Origin of the sequence: Flavobacterium selenitireducens, assembly GCF_014748335.1 — a bacterium.
GTDB lineage: Bacteria > Bacteroidota > Bacteroidia > Flavobacteriales > Flavobacteriaceae > Flavobacterium > Flavobacterium selenitireducens.
The window spans coordinates 723,294-741,250 of record NZ_JAAVIY010000001.1; the positions used below are offsets into that span (position 1 = coordinate 723,294).

Below are 17,957 nucleotides of genomic sequence, written 5' to 3' on the forward strand. Positions count from 1 at the left end.
TCGCTCGTAAACGTATATTCTGTTTAGTTGACGTTTTGAACTGATTGTTTTCTCAGGTCATTCGAATTCCAGCAACGCCAGATACGGGTCCCCTTCCAATTGCAATACTTGCGCGAACGCCGGCTCGGTTTTCATTCCCGCCAATTTTAAACGGATGATTTCGCTCCGGAATGTCTCGCCCTTTTCTTCCAGGATTTTGTATTCGATAACCATGTGTCGATATCCCATTTGCGAACGCACGGGAAGCGGCTGCCCGAAAATCTCGAATTCATATCCGGAAAAAATAAAATTGCAGACTACCGTTTCCAGTCCGTGAAGATTAGCCTTCCTCAACATAAACGCCTGTTCGTTCGAGAATTCGGATTCCAGCTTTGCGATAAAACCCGTCTGGCTTTCGAAACAACAGCCAATGTCGAGATCGCTTGAGGCTACGTCGATTCCAATCGGGAAAGTTCCGATAAGTATCGGATCGAAACTTGCCAAACGCCTCATAATATCGCCGTCGACGAGCACTTTGTAAACTCTTTTCTGGCGCTGGTTTCCCGTCGCGAGATATCCGATATCGGAAAAATCGATCATTTTACTTCGTCGAAAACAAGGCAAACCGGGGCGCACAGCTCGATTTTTTTGCCGGTTTTCTCAAGCAGTCCCGTCGAAGCATCGCGCTTGAAAATGGTTATGTTGTTGGAATTTTGGTGAGCGATCAAAACGAATTTTTCATCCGGGCTCAACGCGAAGTCGCGCGGACCGTTTCCGCCCGTCGGCAGCGTCGATTGGTGCGTCAGCCGCCCGTTTGTTCCAATTTCAAATACCGAAATCGTGTTGGCCTGGCCTCTGTTAGTGGCATAAAGAAATTTTCCGTCCGACGAAATCTTGATGGCGGCGGCTCCATTCTCCCCTTTAAAATCCTTCTGGACAACGCTTGCCTCCTGGATGCGCTTGAGTTTACCGTCACTGTAATTGAATGCGGTGATCGTCCCGTCGAGTTCCTGGAGCACATAAACATGGTTGCCATTCGGGCTGAACGCGAAATGACGCGGGCCGCTGCCCGTTTTGATAGGAATCGTGTCCTGGAATTCCAGCACCTTTTTGTCCGCGTCGGGATAGTATCGGTAAACGTAAATGCGGTCGGTGCCGAGATCGCTCGTGAGCACGAACTTTTTGTCGGGCGAAAATTGCGCCATGTGGACGTGAGGCGCTTCCTGCCGTTTTTCATTTGCTGAATGACCTTCGTGGGCGATTACCTGCACGGATTCGGTCAGCCCGCCATTACTTTTGCGTTTAAAGACGGCGATCGTTCCTCCGGAGTAGTTGGAAACCAACACGTTATTGTCGTCACTGATGATGTGGCAGGGATCGGCTCCTTTTGAATCGACGCTGTTCACGTAAAGGATGTCGCCCGATTTCGCATTGTAATTCAACGCTGAAACCGAACTTTTCTTTCCGTCTTCATTGACCGCGTAAATGAACTTTTTGTCAGGCGAAACCGAAAGGTAACTTGGGCTGACGAGTTTGCCGGTAGAAGATTTCTGTCTGGAGTCGGCCGTTTCGGGATTGAAATCGAAAACGTAGATGCCTTTCGAATCGCAAGAATTGGTATAAGTTCCCACGAGCAGGTTGTATTTTTTTTGGGCGGTGGCCGAGGCGGCAAAAGTCAGGATCAGCACGGCTAGGATTTTTTTCATTTTGGATGTATTGTTTTTCAAAGTTAGTGAAGTTCGATCGAAAACCGCTTAGTTACCGTTGCCGTGGGTTATCAGGATGGCGTTCGACGCGTATTTGTCGTCGGATTGTTATTCGGTCAACCAGGTTTGGGATTTCGGATTTTTCTAGGCGTTCGGCGGCTCCGCTGCGCTGCGCCGCTGCCTCATTTTCCGCTTGTGAAATCTTTCGCTTTCTAAAATTCCGATGTGCTTCACGGCACGCAAAAAATTGTCAAATGTGAGGCATGCGATGTAAATCGACCGTCAAAAATCCGTATTTTAGCCACCTAAAAAGCGGAATGCAGTTCAGACACCCGGAAATCCTTTACTTCCTTTTTTTACTGGTAATTCCAATTATCGTCCATTTATTCCAGCTCAGGCGTTTCAAAAAAGAATATTTCACGAACGTCAAATTCCTTCAGGAACTTTCGATACAGACCCGCAAAAGTTCACGCATCAAAAAATGGTTGCTGTTAGCGACCCGTCTATTGCTTTTGGCGTGCGTGATCATCGCGTTTGCGCAGCCTTTTTTCAAAGCGAAAGACAGCAAAAGTGCGTCGAATGAACTGTACATTGTTTTGGACAATTCGTTTTCGATGCAGGCCAAAGGGCAAAAAGGAGAATTGCTCCGGCGCGCTGTCGAAGATTTGCTCGAACACACGCCCGAGACCCGCAACTTCTCGCTGATCACGAACACCGAGAGTTTCTGGAATACGGACATCAAATCAATACAAAAAGAACTGCAAAACCTCAAGTACAGCGCAACGCCTTTCGAGCTCGACAATTTACTTGCGAAAGTCAACGCGCGAAAATCCGCTTTCAGCAAGGACATCGTCGTGATTTCGGATGCCGCCGGTCTCGAACAAAAAGACCTCAGGAGCCTCGACAAGGAATCCAGTACGTACTTTATAACGCCAAAATCCGAACAAAAAAACAACGTTGCGATCGACAGCGTCTACCTGAACCAGACGATGGACAATTTTTACGAGATCGGCATCAAACTCGCGCGGTTCGGGGACGAAGAAAAAGAAGTACCGATCGCGTTGTATGACGACGGAAAATTGATCGCCAAGACCGTGGCCAAGATGGACGCGAAACAAAAAACGATGCATTTCACGATCCCGAAATCGGACTTCAACGGTTACGCCCAGATAACCGACAACGGCCTGAGCTATGACAACGAGCTTTATTTCAGCCTTTCCAAACCCGGCAAAACCAACGTAATTTCGGTCGGCGACGCTTCGAAAAGCGGTTTTCTCTCCAAGATTTACACATCGGCCGAATTCAATTTTGCCAATTTTCCAAGCCAAAGCCTCGACTATAACATCCTTGAGAAACAGGACGTCATCATCCTCAACGAACTCAAGGACATTCCGCAGGCGTTGCAGACAACATTAAAGGCGTTTGCCGAAAAAGGCGGTAACGTCGTGGTGATTCCGTCTGACGAAAGTTCGGTTTCCAATCTCAATGCGTTCGCGTCAAATTTTGGAGGTTTTCAATTCGGCAACCTGGTTTCGAACGAAAAACTCGTGACCAAGATCGCATTCGCCCATCCGTTGTACTCGGGTGTTTTCGAAAAAAAGATCGACAATTTCCAGTATCCGAAAGCAGCAAAATCGTTTGCCGTTTCAAGCGCTTCGGCTCCCATCCTGAGCTTTGAGGATCAAAGCCCGTTCCTGACATCGGTTGGAAATTCGGTAGCTTCGATCTATATTTTTTCGGCTCCGATTTCGGCCTCGAACTCCAATTTCCAAAATTCGCCTCTCATCGTTCCAACGTTTTACAACATGGCGCAGAACGCCCAAAGGACGGGAATCGTCTCGGTGACCATAGGCAACGGCCAACCGTTCGTGATCGATGCGAACCTCGGAAAAGACGAGATCGTCGAAGTCAGCGGCAAAGGCGAAAAATTCATTCCCGTCCAGCAAATACTGAACAATAAGGTCAAAATGACGTTCAACGACTATCCGAATCAAGCCGGAAATTACACCGTTTTCAACAAGGATAAGGCGATCCGAAATGTCGGCTTCAACTACGACAGGACGGAAGGCGATCTCACGTCGAACGCCAATTTGCTTTCCGGTTACAAAACCATCGATTCGGTCGAGGCCGTTTTCGACACCTTGCAAGCCGACCGGACCAACACCGACATCTGGAAATGGTTCGTGATCCTTGCGCTTATTTTTCTGACAACTGAACTACTGATCCAAAAATTCGTAAAATGAACCTGATCGTCCGACAAGCCAAGATCGTCGATGCAAGAAGCAAGTTTCACAATGAGATTGCCGATATTCTTATCGAAGACGGCTTTATTTCCAAAATCGGCAAAAATCTTAAAAATACCGGAAAGTATCAAGAATTGGAATTGGACAACCTTTGCGTTTCACAAGGTTGGTTCGACTCCAGTGTCTCGTTTGGCGAACCCGGATATGAAGATCGGGAAACCATTTCCAACGGACTTTCGGTAGCGGCCAAAAGCGGTTTTACGGCTGTGGCGCTGCAACCCAATTCCAATCCTGTAATCGACAACCAATCGCAGGTAAATTTCGTGAAGTCGCGTGCGAACGAGAATGCCGTCGATCTGTATCCGATCGGCGCGCTCACGATGAAATCCGAAGGGAAAGACCTCGCCGAACTTTACGATATGAAAAACGCCGGAGCGATCGCTTTCGGGGATTATGCCAAAAATATCGACAATGCCAACGTGCTCAAACTTGCCTTGCAATACGTCCAGGATTTTGACGGTTTGTTGATCGCGTTTTCCGAAGATTCGAGCCTCAGGGGAAACGGCATTGCCAATGAAGGTATCAACGCGACCAAACTCGGCTTGAAAGGCATTCCGAACCTGGCCGAAGAATTGATGGTGGCGCGCAACCTGTTCCTGCTTGAATACACGGGCGGAAAACTGCACATTCCCACGATTTCCACCGCAAAGTCCGTACAACTCATAAAGGAAGCCAAGGCCAAGGGTTTGAACGTCACTTGTAGTGTTTCGGTACATCATCTAACGCTAACCGATGACAAACTAAACGGATTCGACACCAGGGTCAAAGTGTCGCCCCCGCTGCGCACCGAAGCCGACCGAAAAGCGCTCGTCAAAGGCGTGAAAGATGGTACGATCGACGTCATCACATCCGACCACAATCCGATCGACATCGAACACAAAAAAATGGAATTCGACCTGGCCAAAAACGGTACAATCGGTTTGGAAACGGCATTCGGCGCATTATTGAACATATTTTCGGCCGAACTCATCGTCGAAAAACTTACAGCCGGCAAACCGATTTTCGGGCTCGAAACCTCGGGCGTTTCCGAATCGTCTAAAGCCAACCTGACGTTTTTCACAACCGAAGGCACATCGGTCTTCACCAAGCAGGACATAGCGTCAAAATCTAAAAATTCCGCTTTTCTCGGAGAAAAACGCAAAGGCAAGGTGTACGGCATATTCAACAACGGCCAATTGATCTTATCATGAACGAAGTCGTAGAAAAAGGCAAGACGGCCGCCATCACGAGCTATATTTTATTGGTCGGGGCGCTTATCGCACTGTCGATGAATGCCGAAGACAAAAATCCGTTCGCATCATTCCATATACGGCAATCGATAGGTTTGTCGTTGCTCTTTATTTCGCTCGGACTTTTGGTGAGCCCGTTCGACAGTTGGATGATTACGGCCCCGATGTATCTTTTCGTCTCTATTTTGTGGACGTATGGCCTAATTACCGCCGTTCGGGGCGAAGCGATTCCCGTGCCGATATTCGGCAGATTCTTTCAAAAATTCCTCAGCAAATTCTAATGGACACTTCCCTATTTTACCTCGTTCGCGAGCCGGAAAACAAACGCGATAAAAACCCGCTGCTGTTGCTTTTACACGGCTACGGAAGCAATGAAGAAGACTTGTTCTCGTTCGCCTCCGAATTGCCGGGCGATTATTACGTGATTTCCGCCCGGGCCCCATATTCGCTAGGTTACGGCTTGTCGTATGCCTGGTATTCGATCGACTTTACTGCAGATGAGAAAAAATTCTCCGATCTCGACGAAGCACGCGAATCACGCGACATCATTTCCGGGTTGATCGATGAACTGTCGGCTAAATTTCCGATCGACAAAAACGACGTCACGCTCGTAGGATTCAGCCAGGGCGCGATCCTGAGTTATGCCGTAGCCCTCTCCTACCCGGAAAAAGTCAAACAGGTTGCGGCTTTGAGCGGCTATCTGAACCCGGACATCATCGCGGCTGATTTTGAGACAAAAGACATCACGAATTTGCGTTTTTTCAGTTCACACGGTTCGGTCGACCAGGTCGTTCCCGTGGAATGGGCCCGTCGCAGCAAACCGTTCCTCGACAAGTTGGGAATCGCGTCCGAATACCGCGAATATCCTGTCGGCCACGGCGTAGCTCCACAGAATTTTTTCGATTTCAGGAAATGGCTGCTGAAGAAATAGGTCTTACTACTCGTCTTCGGAAGACGTTTGTTTTTGGTACAACTGGGAATCGATGCGTTCGAACGTGAACTTGTTGTCGGCCTCGACGAAGTATTTGATCAGCACCTCGCCCCAATATTTTCCGTCGCTGAAATCGGCGATAACCCAGCGGTGGTTGAGCACTTTGACCTTGTTGATGATGAATTTCGAATCCCCTATCTGGTCATATGGAACCAAACTGTTGCCTTTTGGGTTCTGGTTCATGTCGATGATGGTATTGGAAACGTCCGCGATCAACTCTCGGTAATCGTAACTGCCGAGGTATTCCTGGGCGTTCTCGTTGTACGCCAGCGAAAAATAGGATTCGTCCACCAGTTTATTGTAAAGCACCAGCGTACTGTCGTTGGCCTTCTTTAGCTTTGGTTCCCACTTTTTTTCTTCCGACGCCATCTTCTTGGTAAAATACGCATATGTGAACACGTTCATGATGGCGGCAAGGATGAACAAATAGAGAAAAAGTGATTTTTTCATGTCAGATGGAAATTTCTAGGTTATCGTAAGCCAGGAACACGTTCGGCGGAAGCTTTTTTTCGACTTCGGCATGGAATCCCATCGTATGGCTGATGTGCGTCAGGTAAGCGCGTTCCGGCTGCACCAAATTTATGAAATCGAGGGCTTCCTGCAAATTGAAATGACTCTCGTGCGCTTCTTCCCTCAACGCGTTGACTACCAAAACCTTGAGACCTTTGAGCTTTTCCACTTCCGCTTCAAAAATGATTTTTACGTCCGTGAGGTAGGCAAAATCGTCGATCCGGAATCCGAAAACCTGCAATTTTGCGTGCCAAACCTCTATGGGAATCGCCATCTTGTCGCCAATCGCGAACGGCTTGTTGTTGAAAATCTCGACTGTCGCTACCGATGGCGCGCCGGGATAGCGGTTCTCGGTCGCGAAAATATAGTCGAACCGTTTTTCGAGATTGCGCAATACGCGCTCGTGAGCGAATATCGGAATGGCGCCTTGGCGGAAGTTATACGGCCGGATATCGTCCATTCCGGCGGTGTGATCGGCGTGTTCGTGCGTAAAAAGGATGCCGTCGACACGCTGGGCGCCGCAAGTAAGCATCTGTTGACGGAAGTCGGGGCCACAATCGATCACATACGAATGACCTTCCCAATGCACCCAAACCGAGACACGTAAGCGCTTGTCACGGCTGTCCGCGCTTTTACTTACCGGATGGTCGCTGCCGATGACCGGAATTCCCTGGGATGTACCTGTTCCTAAAAACCAGACCTTCATGTAATTTGGTAAAATATGATTGGCAAAAATATACGCTTCCGGATGAATTCTGCGTTAGTTTTTAAGCAAAACGGACCAGTTAATTTTATACAAAAATAAGATTAATGGATTTCAATCCGTTGCATTTTTGACTAACTTTGCGAGGAATTTCAACGATTATGCTAAGAGATGACGGTTTTACCCTTAAAGGGGACAAGGCGATTGAACAAATACCTTCCATTAAGGACAAAGCGCTTCGCATTAACCTGAACGAGAACATTTACGGAACTTTCGCCGAAATCGGCGCCGGTCAGGAAACAGTGCGCCACTTTTTTCGCGCCGGAGGTTCCTCGGGTACGATCGCAAAGGCCATGTCGGCTTACGACAAGGATTTTTCGGACGCCATTTACGGGAACGAACTCGATGGCCGCTATGTAACCGAAAGCCGTCTCAAAAAGATGCTGTCTCACGAAGTGATGCTCATCGAAAAGCGTCTGAGCCGTGAAAAACATCCGAACAAACTTTTCTTTTCATACGCCAATACCGTTGCCACGATCGACTTCGCCAAGCAGTTCAAGGGACATGGCTGGGTCGGCATCAAATACCAGATCGAACCGGACGAGGATTACAACGAGATCACGATCCATATCCGATTCAAGGAAACCGATGCACGCCTTCAACAGGAAACCCTTGGTATTCTGGGTGTCAACCTGATCTACGGAGCGTTCTACAAATACAACGATCCCAAAAAATTACTGCGTTATCTTTACGACCATTTGGACAAAGACCAACTGGAAATCGATACGATCAACTTCTCCGGGCCTCGCTTTGCAGACGTCGACAACCGTTTGATGTCGCTCCAACTTGTGAAAAACGGCATGACCGACGCGGTGATGTTCGATCCCGAAGGCAACAACATTTTACCGGCGGCGGTGCTCTACAAAAAAAATATTCTCGCTTTGCGCGGAAGTTTCCGTCCGGTAACGGTCGTGAACATGGACATGTACGAAAAGTCGCTCAATATGTTCCTGGCCGAAAACAAAGTTGAAAAAGACAATACGCTCGTGATTTTCGAGATTACGCTGTCCAACCTTCGTTCGGACGGGGAAATCGACGAACGCGACTTCATGGATCGCGCGGAACTGTTGTGTTCGCTTGGGCAAACCGTGATGATTTCGAACTTCCAGGAATATTACAAGGTCGTCGAATATTTCTCGAATTATACCAAAGCCCGTATGGGATTGGCCATGGGCGTGAACAATCTCGTGGACATTTTCGACGAAAAATACTACCGCCATTTGAGCGGCGGCATCCTCGAAGCGTTCGGAAAATTGTTCTACCGCGACCTCAAGGTTTTCCTTTATCCGATGATTGGCGAGGAAGGCGAATTGATCAATTCGGAGAATCTAAAGGTGCATCCGCGCATGAAGGAACTTTACAAGTTCTTTAAGTTCAACGGGAAAGTAATCGACATAGACGACTTCGATCCGCACAATCTCGAGGTGTTCTCCAGAGCCGTGCTTAAAATGATCATGAACGGCCAGCCGGGTTGGGAAGAAATGCTTCCGAAGGGAATCGCCGAATTGATCAAGGAACATCATTTGTTCGGATACGACCCGAATAAGATCCTTGAGGAAACGAATTAGTTGTTTCAGTTGATAAAATAGAGCCGGTAGTTGATATACCGGCTTTTTTTGTGTTTATCAGTCAATGGTCAATGACATTAGCTTAGATTATGGAGTGTGGAATTTCAGGAGTTTGGTGATTCAACAACTTCGGCAGACCCGAGAGCTTGCTCGGACTGTACGGAGCGCAGCGGAGTAAAAATCTGTAATGGAGATTTTTGGAGTTCGTATATTTCGGATGGCGGGTGGGGCGCAATGTCTCCGAACATTTAAATATTTCCACTCGCCTTAAAGAAAACTTTAAACTTTAAACCTTAAACTTCAAACCGTAAACCTTAAACTTTAAACCTTAAACATCAAACCTTAAACCTTAAACTTTAAACCTTAAACATCAAACCTTAAACCTTAAACTTCAACCCTCGCCCACTATCTGAGCCGCGTGATCTTTCGTCTTCACTTTTTCAATGATTTTTTCTACGACACCATTTTCATCAATTACGAAAGTCGTGCGGTGAATCCCGTCGAACTCGCGTCCCATGAATTTCTTCGGGCCCCAAACGCCGAAAGCCTCAATGACCGCGTGATTTTCGTCGGCTAATAACGGAAACGGAAGTTGGTGCTTCGAAATAAAATTGGCCTGTTTCTTTTTGGTGTCCGCGCTTACGCCCAAAAGTTCGTAGCCCTTTGCTTTGAGGTCGGCATAATTGTCGCGCAGGTTGCAGGCTTCGACCGTACAGCTTGGCGTATTGGCCGCAGGGTAAAAAAACACGATGAGTTTTTTGCCTTTGTAATCAGAGAGTTTTCGGATCGCACCGTCCTGGTCGACCGCCGAGAAATCAGGGGCTTTGTCGCCTTGTTTCAATGTCGTCATATCGGTTGGGATTTTGGTTGACCGACGCGAATTCCGGATAAGCTTCCAAAGATGTTGCAAAATGCTTCCGATCATATTCTTGCGCCTTCGCCCTTAAAAATTAACTTTGTACAAAAGTACGCAATGACCCAGAAAGAACGCGTCGATTTCGTGATTAAAACGCTTGAGGATTTGTATCCCGAAGTGCCTATCCCGCTCGATCACAAAGATGCTTATACGCTGCTGATCGCGGTTTTGCTGTCGGCGCAATGTACCGATGCCCGCGTCAATACGATAACGCCGTTGCTGTTCGCCAAAGCGGATACGCCACAGGAAATGGTCAAATTATCGGTGGAGGAAATACAGGACATCATTCGCCCTTGTGGGTTATCGCCAATGAAATCCAAAGGAATTTTCGGATTGTCGAAAATACTGCTCGAAAAACACGACGGAAAAGTTCCCGATAATTTCGCCGATCTCGAAGAACTGCCCGCTGTCGGACACAAAACGGCAAGCGTCGTGATGTCGCAGGCGTTCGGATATCCGGCGTTTCCGGTCGATACGCACATCCACAGGTTGATGCAACGCTGGAATTTGTCGAACGGAAAAAGTGTCGAACAAACCGAGAAAGATGCAAAAAGATTGTTTCCGATGCCTCTTTGGAACAAGCTCCACCTGCAAATCATCTATTACGGCCGCCAATATTCCCCGGCGCGCGGGTGGGATTTGGAAAAAGACGTGATTACGCGAACCATCGGGAAAAAATCGCTGATCAACGCGCATTACGCCAAAACGTTGAAACGTCAATAGCGGCGCCACTGATTGCCGTCGAGGTCGTCAAACCCGACAAGACCATAATTAAAATCGTAATACATTTTGTTGGCGTTTAGCCGAAAGCCGTTCCCAGAGCCGGAATTGCCGGTTTGTGAATCAATGACCACAACCTTCTGATACGTATTGCCGTTAAACGAAATGCTTTGGATGTAGGCATTGGAAAGCGCAAAATCCTCCTTTGCCCAATACCCGCCTTCATTCCAGCGGTCGAAATAAAGGGTTGCCATCAATCCTGTGGCGCTGGGTTTGTATACAATTATGGAAAGCCCGGAATTTTCACTGTCCGGGAATTCGACCGAGGCAAGCGAAACGGTCTGTTTATCGTAATAATAGCCGGGAATGCCGCTTCCTGAAAAAGTGCCGTGATTATCGTCCGATCTGCCTTTCCACTTTGCCGTGACCTTGTATCGAAGTTCCTCGCCGGATTGGTTGCGAAATTTAAATGATCTTATCTTTATTGAGGCTCGAATTGAGCAAGTTGTCGCGGTCCTCGGACGTGAATTTGTAATAATCGAGACCCGGAATCATCGAAAGATTGTCCTAAAAATCATCTGACGCACACCCTAGAACTAAAAATGCATATAACAACAATACGGAATTTTTCATGTCTACTGCGGACTGGTTAGGTCGGAAAACAAAAATCCCACGATCTTTCAACCGTGGGATTCCGATAAATCAGTTAGCGATACACTCAAAAATCAAGTTTCCTTTTTTCTGGATTGTCAATGCCTTAGAATAATTCAGCAAGAAATTGATGGTCTCTTTTTTAGGTAACATTTTTGAAGTTGCTAACGTTTTTGAAGTGTAAATTTTAGCCATATCAATTGCGTTTGTTACCTTAAAAACGCAACCGGTTTCAAAATATTGTCAATTGGTCAAAATTATTTGATGCTTGTCGATCACCTTGCGCAGGTTCATCAGCGCATATCGCATGCGGCCTAACGCCGTATTGATCGACACACCTGTCAGTTCGGAAATCTCCTTGAACGACAAGTCCTGGTAAATCCGCATCTCCAGCACTTCTTTCTGATCTTTCGGAAGTTCCTGGATAAGTCGCTTCAAATCGTCCTCGACCTGTGTCGTGATCATGCGCCCTTCGATATTTGGCGCGTCATCGCTCATGATCGAAAATATCGAAAATTCTTCGGTCTCGCGGAACATGGGCATTTTTTTATTGCGTCGGAAGTGATCGACGATGAGATTGTGTGCGATCCTCATTACCCATGGCAGGAATTTTCCCTCCTCGTTATAAGAATTCGACTTCAAAGTCTTGATGACTTTGATGAAGGTGTCCTGGAAAATATCGTCCGAAATGTCCCTGTCGGTAACCTTCGAATAGATAAACCCATAAATCTTGGATTGGTGCCTGCCGATTAGCGTAGCGAGAGCATTTTCGTCTCCTGCAACGTAATTCTTGACCAATAGCGCATCTGGGATGATTACAGTAGCCATAATGATACCTTTTAGTTTTTGGTGGAAACCTCTGAAATTTCTAAAAAGTATTTTTATACTATAGGCTCTGTTAAATTGAAGTGAATGAATGACCAAATGTAAAACAAATTATTTCAAATGCGCAAATAAAAATTGAAAAATTAACATTGGTAACGCAATAAGCCCTCAGATTAACGCGATTTTGAGAAAAATTTGCGTTATATCCACATGTTTCGACTTCAAACGTTGAAAATTTAACAATCCTAAACTGTTTCTAAATCGTTGTTAAGCCCATTTTCATTTCGCTGCCGATTTGCGTACTTTTGCGGACTTATCCCCGCCGACTATGCAGCCTGATTTCAGCACGTTAGAACCTAAGAAAAACATCATCATAAAAGGCGCCCAAATCCACAACCTGAAGAATTTGAGCGTCTCCATTCCCCGCAATGAATTTGTGGTAATTACCGGTCTTTCCGGATCAGGAAAGTCCAGCCTTGCGTTCGACACGCTCTACGCCGAAGGCCAGCGGCGCTATGTGGAAAGCCTTTCATCTTACGCCCGCCAGTTTCTCGGACGCCTCGACAAACCCAAAGTCGAGTACATAAAAGGTATCGCACCGGCCATCGCGATCGAACAAAAAGTCAACACCACCAATGCGCGTTCGACCGTGGGGACTTCCACTGAAATTTACGATTACCTGAAGTTGCTTTACGCCAGGATCGGAAAAACATTTTCCCCGGTCTCAGGGGAAGAGGTCAAAAAGGATACCGTCAGCGACGTGGTCGACGCCGTAAAGGGATATCCGGAGGGCACGCGATTGCTGCTGCTTTCTCCCATCCACCTTGAAAAAGGGCGGGAACTTGAAGACAAACTGAAGGTGCTTTTACAACAAGGTTTCGCAAGGATTCTTGTGAAAAAGGAAATGGTGCGCCTTGACGAGATCGAACAGCACAGCCTTGACGATAAGGATATTTTGCTGATCATCGACCGCGTTGTCGTGAAAGACGACGAAGATTTTTACAACAGATTATCAGATGCCGTCCAAACCGCTTTCTACGAAGGCAAAGGCGAATTGTACCTACAGGAAGCCGACGGTGAGACGCGACGCGAATTCAACTCCCGTTTCGAACTTGACGGACAAAGTTTTCTCGAACCGAACGTCCACCTGTTCAGTTTCAACAATCCGTATGGCGCCTGCCCGGTTTGCGAAGGTTACGGAAACGTGATCGGGATCGACCCGGAGCTTGTGGTTCCGAACACCTCCCTATCGGTTTACGAAAATGCGATTTACCCGTGGAGAGGCGAAAGCATGGGTTGGTACAAAGACCAATTGGTCAAAAGTGCCTATCACTTCGATTTTCCGATCCACAAACCTTACTTTGAACTTACCGATGCCCAGAAAGCCCTGATATGGAAAGGCAATAAGCACTTCACCGGACTCGACGATTTCTTCCGGGAACTGGAGGAAAAAAACTACAAAATCCAGAACCGCGTGATGTTGTCGCGTTATCGCGGAAAGACCAAATGCTGGTCGTGCAAAGGAAAGCGGTTGCGACCGGAAGCCGATTACGTAAAGATTGGCGGCAAGACGATTTCCGACCTTGTCGATATGCCGATGAAGCGTCTCGTTCCGTTCTTCGCCGACCTGAAACTGTCCGATTACGATCACCAGGTTGCCAAAAGGCTGCTAATCGAAATCAACAGCCGCTTGAGTTTCCTCGTCGAAGTCGGGCTCGATTACCTCACGTTGAACCGAACCTCGGCCTCACTTTCCGGAGGCGAATCCCAGCGTATCAACCTGGCGACCTCGCTCGGAAGTTCGCTTGTCGGATCGATGTATATTCTCGACGAACCGAGTATCGGCTTGCATCCGAAAGATACCGAACGTCTCATCAACGTACTCATTTCTCTAAAAAAGCTCGGCAACACCGTGATCGTGGTCGAACACGACGAAGATATCATGAAAGCCGCCGACCGCATCATCGATATTGGCCCGGAAGCCGGTACCCACGGTGGTGAAGTCGTCGCTTACGGAACGTATGACGAGATCCTCAAATCTGATTCGCTCACGGCAAAATACCTCAATGGAGACATGGAGATCAAAGTGCCGAGAACGCGCCGCAAATGGAGCAATTACATCGAAATCCTCGGCGCACGCGAAAACAACCTGCGCAATCTCGATGTGCGTTTTCCGCTGGAAGTGCTAACGGTGATCACCGGCGTTTCCGGAAGCGGAAAAAGTACGCTCGTCAAGAAAATCCTGTTTCCGGCCATGCAAAAACAGTTGGAAGGGGCTGGCGAAAAAGCTGGACAATTTACCGAAATGCGCGGTCATTACCACAAGATCCGACATATTGAGTACGTCGACCAGAATCCGATTGGAAGGAGTTCGCGATCGAATCCCGTGACGTATATCAAGGCATATGACGACATACGCGACCTTTTTGCGAAGGAGAAACTGTCGAAGCTGCGAAATTACCAGGCCAAACACTTTTCGTTCAACGTCGATGGCGGCCGATGCGAAACCTGCAAAGGCGAAGGCACGATAAACGTCGAAATGGTCTTCATGGCCGATGTGCAGCTCAATTGTGAAACTTGTAACGGAAAGCGCTTCAAAAAAGAAGTACTCGAAGTGATGTACAACGGCAAAAATATAGATGATGTGCTCACGATGACAATAGATGATGCGGTTGCGTTTTTCAAAGAGCACAAACAGACCAAGCTTATCCAGAAGTTGCAGCCGTTGCAGGATGTCGGTCTCGGATACGTCCAACTCGGTCAATCCTCGTCAACGCTGTCCGGAGGGGAAGCCCAGCGCATCAAGCTCGCCTCTTTCCTTGTGAAAGGCGCCACCAAGGACAAGGCCCTTTTTGTTTTTGACGAACCCACGACGGGACTTCACTTCCACGATATCAACAAGCTGATGGCTTCGTTCGAGGCGCTTATCGACCAGGGACATTCGATTATCGTGATCGAACACAACCTCGACCTGATCAAATGTGCCGATCACATCATAGACCTCGGCCCGGAAGGTGGAGAAAACGGAGGGCATATCCTCGCGATCGGGACGCCTGAGGAAATAGCGAAGAACAAAAAATCGATAACCGGAACCTATCTGAAGGATAAATTGTAAACGCCTTTGCGCTGGTAGCTGACACGTTATGGATTTTGTATCTCGTCCCTGCGCTTTTTATGCTTTTTTTTCTTGATCAGATGAAGGTCCTGCGCCTCCTCTACGGTATGCGTGTGCAGCAGCGAATCCTCTTTTTTGCAGAGTTGGCTTAGTTTGAGATAGTACTCGTGCAACGCTTCGAGTTCCTTTTCCGAGAGGTCTTCCACGTCTATCAACCGATTGCTCGCAAACTCATGGGCGGCCACGAGCTCGTTCAACTTGAGCTGAATTGCCATCGAATCCTTGTTCTGGGATTTTTGGATAAGGAAAACCATCAGGAATGTTACGATCGTCGTCCCGGTGTTGATAACGAGTTGCCAGGTCTCGGAATAATCGAAAATCGGATCCGTTACCGCCCATACGATGACCGTCAGGAATGCGATCAGGAATGCGGGTGTACTGCCGGTGGCTTTGGTGACTTTGGACGCGAAAACTTCAAAAGCGCCTTGTTTTCCTGCTGATTGCTTTTTGCTCATGTTGTGCGTTTTGGATGAAAGAATGCCAAAAAAAGCCTTCGTGTGAAGGCCTCGATTTATTTTATGATGATTTTTTTCTCGATTTCAACCGCTCCCGATGTGATTTTGAGGATATACGATCCGCGTTCAAGACGATCGGTCGCGATGGCTTCGACAATGGCGGAATCCCTCAATTTTCCCGACGCAACCCGTTGGCCGAGGACGTTAAACAGCGCATAATCACAATCCTGGAAATTTCCTTTGTTTACCCAGAGCATTCCCTCAGCCGGATTTGGAAACACGCGTATTGCGTCAGCCGGATTTTCCTGTGTGGCGAGATTGCAGTCTGTACAGGCGACCGCGAAGTGCAGGGCTGCACCCATCATTCCCTGGGCGACGTTGTAGACAAAAACGGGATCCACATTCGACAGGACGTCATTCGGCCCGTGCGGATAAGGCGACTCGTTGGTTTCAAACAAACCTGTTATAATTTCACCGTTGTCCTCGAAAGGAACGTAATCTGATGCGTATGCGTTCGAAATTACGGTTTCCAGCACGGAGTACAATTCCATGCAATTGGCGAGCTCCGTCGTCCTGGCCGAAGAAGCCGCGTTATTGGTCCAAGGGCTGTTGCTCTGGTCGCGTTCGCAGGTAATCGTATTGTTCACTTCTCCGGAAACGCCTCCGACCTGGTCGAGATTGACCAACACCCTGATGTTCATTTTTGGGGAAGTGGCGTTTACGACATTATCCACATAGTGCTGGCTTCCGACCAGGCCGTCTTCCTCTCCCGCAAAGTGAATGAATTTCACGGAATACTCCGTCGGGATGTTTTTCAGCAACCGCGCAACCTCGAGGATTACAGCTGTCCCGCTGCCGTTGTCGTTGGCGCCGGGTCCGCCGACGGTATCGTAATGCCCGTCGATGATCACAAAAGTGTTCGGGTACGTTGTCCCAATTTTTGTCACCACAAGGTTTTTGCACGTAGCACCGCCATAAGTAAACGGATCTTCGACAATGTCAGATGCCGCATAACCGTATTCCTGGTATTTGCTCTTGAGCCAGGCAAGCGCATTGGCCTGTGCGGAGGTACCGCGATATTTCACGCCGAATGAAACGAACGAAGAAAGCGATTGGTTGATATTGGCCTGGGAGACCTGCCCTGCGACCTCATTGTAATATGGAATCAACGATTGAGGAAAACAAACGCTTGAAATCAACAAAACGACAATGCCCGTAAGGCGCGAAAAAATCAAATGCATGACGATAGGGTTTAATGCGTCGCGAATATAATCAAAAGCGAAACGCCTTTCTACCAAAAAATATTTTTGAACGTTTATTTTACTGAAAACTAAACGTTTACAAACGCTTCTAAACGACTACAAACGTTTGTTACACTTTTCTGGCACGCAACTTGAATGCCGTCAAACAACGGAAAAATTTTCCAGCGAAAGCGAGAAACAATTACTAATCCCAAAAAATTGAAGATCATGAAAACCATTACTCTTTTTGTTGCAGCAGTCTTCCTAATGGGAAGCAGCGCCAAAGCCTCAGAAAAAATTGATTTCGAGGTACGCTATCCGGTAGCCATCGCCGAGACCGAACCAATCGTGTTCACCGAAAGAGGCATTGAGTTCTTTGTTTTTGCCGATGGACAAATCGATTTCAACACTGTTCCTACGGGAGGCTCAGACATATATTACAAAGGCCGCCGCGGCCAGACAAATGTTACTTACGGCGCGCCAAACGTCGGCAATGCAGGCGTTCGCATCGAACACGATACACAAGGCCGGGTGAGAAGGGTTGGAAATGTATTTTTGAACTACGACACCCGCGGACGCGTAAAACGCATCGGATCGGTCTATATGAGTTACAACCGTTACGCTTTGATGCAGGTTGGAGGCTTGAAAATCCTATACGACCGCTACGGACGCATCGTCGGAACTCAAGGCCGCGTCAATGCGAACTGGAACCAGGCTGGCCACGGTCAGTATTACCAAGGCGGCAACAGCGGAAATAGTTCATGGAACAACGACGAAGCGTATTACTACTACAAGCAGGACGGCACCAAAGCGAAGGTGGAGCCAAAACTCGAAGTCAAAAAATAATAGTGAAGTTTAGATTGGTTGGTTTGTTTGATCCCTCGGATTTTTTTCCGGGGGATTTTTTTTGTCGATTTCCGACTGT

Annotated in this window: 17 protein-coding genes; 8 read left to right on the forward strand and 9 right to left on the reverse strand. The window is 47.7% G+C overall.

Going from position 1 to position 17,957, the window contains the following annotated elements; all coding sequences use genetic code 11:
- Positions 1–57: 57 nt before the first annotated feature.
- Positions 58–579 (reverse strand): DUF4269 domain-containing protein, encoded by a 522-nt coding sequence (locus HC229_RS03200; protein WP_191018982.1) that lies wholly within the window; start codon positions 577–579, stop codon positions 58–60.
- Entirely contained in the window at positions 576–1,685 is a 1,110-nt protein-coding gene (locus HC229_RS03205) for a lactonase family protein (RefSeq protein ID WP_191018983.1), read from the reverse strand. Before HC229_RS03205 ends, HC229_RS03200 begins: the two co-directional genes overlap by 4 nt.
- A 317-nt stretch (positions 1,686–2,002) precedes the next feature.
- Here HC229_RS03205 and HC229_RS03210 point away from each other — a divergent pair, with 317 nt between their 5' ends.
- Genes HC229_RS03210 through HC229_RS03225 form a run of 4 tightly spaced genes read left to right on the forward strand, consistent with a single transcriptional unit; the run spans position 2,003 to position 6,148 of the window.
- Positions 2,003–3,928 (forward strand): vWA domain-containing protein, encoded by a 1,926-nt coding sequence (locus HC229_RS03210; RefSeq protein ID WP_191018984.1) that lies wholly within the window; start codon positions 2,003–2,005, stop codon positions 3,926–3,928.
- Positions 3,925–5,178, forward strand: a complete 1,254-nt coding sequence (locus HC229_RS03215) for a dihydroorotase (protein WP_191018985.1) — start codon at positions 3,925–3,927, stop codon at positions 5,176–5,178. Before HC229_RS03210 ends, HC229_RS03215 begins: the two co-directional genes overlap by 4 nt.
- Entirely contained in the window at positions 5,175–5,498 is a 324-nt protein-coding gene (locus HC229_RS03220) for a DUF4870 domain-containing protein (protein WP_191018986.1), read from the forward strand. The genes HC229_RS03215 and HC229_RS03220 overlap by 4 nt, the downstream gene beginning before the upstream one ends.
- On the forward strand, positions 5,498–6,148 hold the full coding sequence (locus HC229_RS03225; protein WP_191018987.1) for an alpha/beta hydrolase: 651 nt from the start codon (positions 5,498–5,500) through the stop codon (positions 6,146–6,148). The genes HC229_RS03220 and HC229_RS03225 overlap by 1 nt, the downstream gene beginning before the upstream one ends.
- 6 nt (positions 6,149–6,154) lie before the next feature.
- On the opposite strand, the gene HC229_RS03230 is transcribed toward HC229_RS03225, so the two are convergent.
- The gene (locus HC229_RS03230) at positions 6,155–6,658 is read right to left on the reverse strand and encodes a hypothetical protein (protein WP_191018988.1); all 504 of its coding nucleotides are present in this window, start codon (positions 6,656–6,658) and stop codon (positions 6,155–6,157) included.
- 1 nt (position 6,659) lies between these two features.
- Positions 6,660–7,424, reverse strand: a complete 765-nt coding sequence (locus tag HC229_RS03235) for an MBL fold metallo-hydrolase (protein WP_191018989.1) — start codon at positions 7,422–7,424, stop codon at positions 6,660–6,662.
- Positions 7,425–7,582: 158 nt separating this feature from the next.
- Here HC229_RS03235 and HC229_RS03240 point away from each other — a divergent pair, with 158 nt between their 5' ends.
- Complete coding sequence (locus HC229_RS03240) at positions 7,583–9,049, forward strand: TonB-dependent receptor (RefSeq protein WP_191018990.1); 1,467 nt, start codon at positions 7,583–7,585, stop codon at positions 9,047–9,049.
- Positions 9,050–9,440: 391 nt separating this feature from the next.
- Here HC229_RS03240 and bcp read toward each other — a convergent pair whose 3' ends face one another.
- Entirely contained in the window at positions 9,441–9,899 is a 459-nt protein-coding gene (gene bcp / locus HC229_RS03245) for a thioredoxin-dependent thiol peroxidase (RefSeq protein WP_191018991.1), read from the reverse strand.
- A 123-nt stretch (positions 9,900–10,022) separates the two neighbouring features.
- Here bcp and HC229_RS03250 point away from each other — a divergent pair, with 123 nt between their 5' ends.
- Positions 10,023–10,688 (forward strand): endonuclease III domain-containing protein, encoded by a 666-nt coding sequence (locus HC229_RS03250; protein ID WP_191018992.1) that lies wholly within the window; start codon positions 10,023–10,025, stop codon positions 10,686–10,688.
- Here HC229_RS03250 and HC229_RS03255 read toward each other — a convergent pair.
- Positions 10,682–10,942, reverse strand: a complete 261-nt coding sequence (locus tag HC229_RS03255) for a hypothetical protein (protein ID WP_191018993.1) — start codon at positions 10,940–10,942, stop codon at positions 10,682–10,684. The genes HC229_RS03250 and HC229_RS03255 overlap by 7 nt on opposite strands.
- 637 nt (positions 10,943–11,579) lie before the next feature.
- Entirely contained in the window at positions 11,580–12,164 is a 585-nt protein-coding gene (locus HC229_RS03260; protein WP_191018994.1) for an RNA polymerase sigma factor, read from the reverse strand.
- A 325-nt stretch (positions 12,165–12,489) separates the two neighbouring features.
- On the opposite strand from HC229_RS03260, the gene uvrA reads away from it, so the two are divergent.
- A complete protein-coding gene (gene uvrA / locus HC229_RS03265; RefSeq protein WP_191018995.1) occupies positions 12,490–15,276 on the forward strand; it encodes an excinuclease ABC subunit UvrA in 2,787 nt (928 codons plus the stop codon).
- Between the two features lie 26 nt (positions 15,277–15,302).
- Here uvrA and HC229_RS03270 read toward each other — a convergent pair whose 3' ends face one another.
- Entirely contained in the window at positions 15,303–15,791 is a 489-nt protein-coding gene (locus tag HC229_RS03270) for a low affinity iron permease family protein (protein WP_191018996.1), read from the reverse strand.
- Positions 15,792–15,847: 56 nt separating this feature from the next.
- The gene (locus HC229_RS03275) at positions 15,848–17,032 is read right to left on the reverse strand and encodes a M28 family peptidase (protein WP_191018997.1); all 1,185 of its coding nucleotides are present in this window, start codon (positions 17,030–17,032) and stop codon (positions 15,848–15,850) included.
- A gap of 228 nt (positions 17,033–17,260) precedes the next feature.
- Here HC229_RS03275 and HC229_RS03280 point away from each other — a divergent pair, with 228 nt between their 5' ends.
- The gene (locus tag HC229_RS03280; protein WP_191018998.1) at positions 17,261–17,878 is read left to right on the forward strand and encodes a hypothetical protein; all 618 of its coding nucleotides are present in this window, start codon (positions 17,261–17,263) and stop codon (positions 17,876–17,878) included.
- The last annotated feature ends 79 nt before the right edge of the window (positions 17,879–17,957 follow it).

Excerpts from the sequence above, each read along its gene's own strand:
- HC229_RS03270 (WP_191018996.1), bottom strand. The coding sequence starts at position 15,791 with ATGAGCAAAAAGCAATCAGCAGGAAAACAAGGCGCTTTTGAAGTTTTC.
- uvrA (WP_191018995.1), top strand. The coding sequence starts at position 12,490 with ATGCAGCCTGATTTCAGCACGTTAGAACCTAAGAAAAACATCATCATA.
- bcp (WP_191018991.1), bottom strand. The coding sequence starts at position 9,899 with ATGACGACATTGAAACAAGGCGACAAAGCCCCTGATTTCTCGGCGGTC.
- HC229_RS03220 (WP_191018986.1), top strand. The coding sequence starts at position 5,175 with ATGAACGAAGTCGTAGAAAAAGGCAAGACGGCCGCCATCACGAGCTAT.
- HC229_RS03280 (WP_191018998.1), top strand. The coding sequence starts at position 17,261 with ATGAAAACCATTACTCTTTTTGTTGCAGCAGTCTTCCTAATGGGAAGC.
- HC229_RS03275 (WP_191018997.1), bottom strand. The coding sequence starts at position 17,032 with ATGCATTTGATTTTTTCGCGCCTTACGGGCATTGTCGTTTTGTTGATT.
- HC229_RS03215 (WP_191018985.1), top strand. The coding sequence starts at position 3,925 with ATGAACCTGATCGTCCGACAAGCCAAGATCGTCGATGCAAGAAGCAAG.
- HC229_RS03250 (WP_191018992.1), top strand. The coding sequence starts at position 10,023 with ATGACCCAGAAAGAACGCGTCGATTTCGTGATTAAAACGCTTGAGGAT.
- HC229_RS03260 (WP_191018994.1), bottom strand. The coding sequence starts at position 12,164 with ATGGCTACTGTAATCATCCCAGATGCGCTATTGGTCAAGAATTACGTT.
- HC229_RS03230 (WP_191018988.1), bottom strand. The coding sequence starts at position 6,658 with ATGAAAAAATCACTTTTTCTCTATTTGTTCATCCTTGCCGCCATCATG.
- HC229_RS03240 (WP_191018990.1), top strand. The coding sequence starts at position 7,583 with ATGCTAAGAGATGACGGTTTTACCCTTAAAGGGGACAAGGCGATTGAA.
- HC229_RS03200 (WP_191018982.1), bottom strand. The coding sequence starts at position 579 with ATGATCGATTTTTCCGATATCGGATATCTCGCGACGGGAAACCAGCGC.
- HC229_RS03225 (WP_191018987.1), top strand. The coding sequence starts at position 5,498 with ATGGACACTTCCCTATTTTACCTCGTTCGCGAGCCGGAAAACAAACGC.
- HC229_RS03205 (WP_191018983.1), bottom strand. The coding sequence starts at position 1,685 with ATGAAAAAAATCCTAGCCGTGCTGATCCTGACTTTTGCCGCCTCGGCC.
- HC229_RS03210 (WP_191018984.1), top strand. The coding sequence starts at position 2,003 with ATGCAGTTCAGACACCCGGAAATCCTTTACTTCCTTTTTTTACTGGTA.
- HC229_RS03235 (WP_191018989.1), bottom strand. The coding sequence starts at position 7,424 with ATGAAGGTCTGGTTTTTAGGAACAGGTACATCCCAGGGAATTCCGGTC.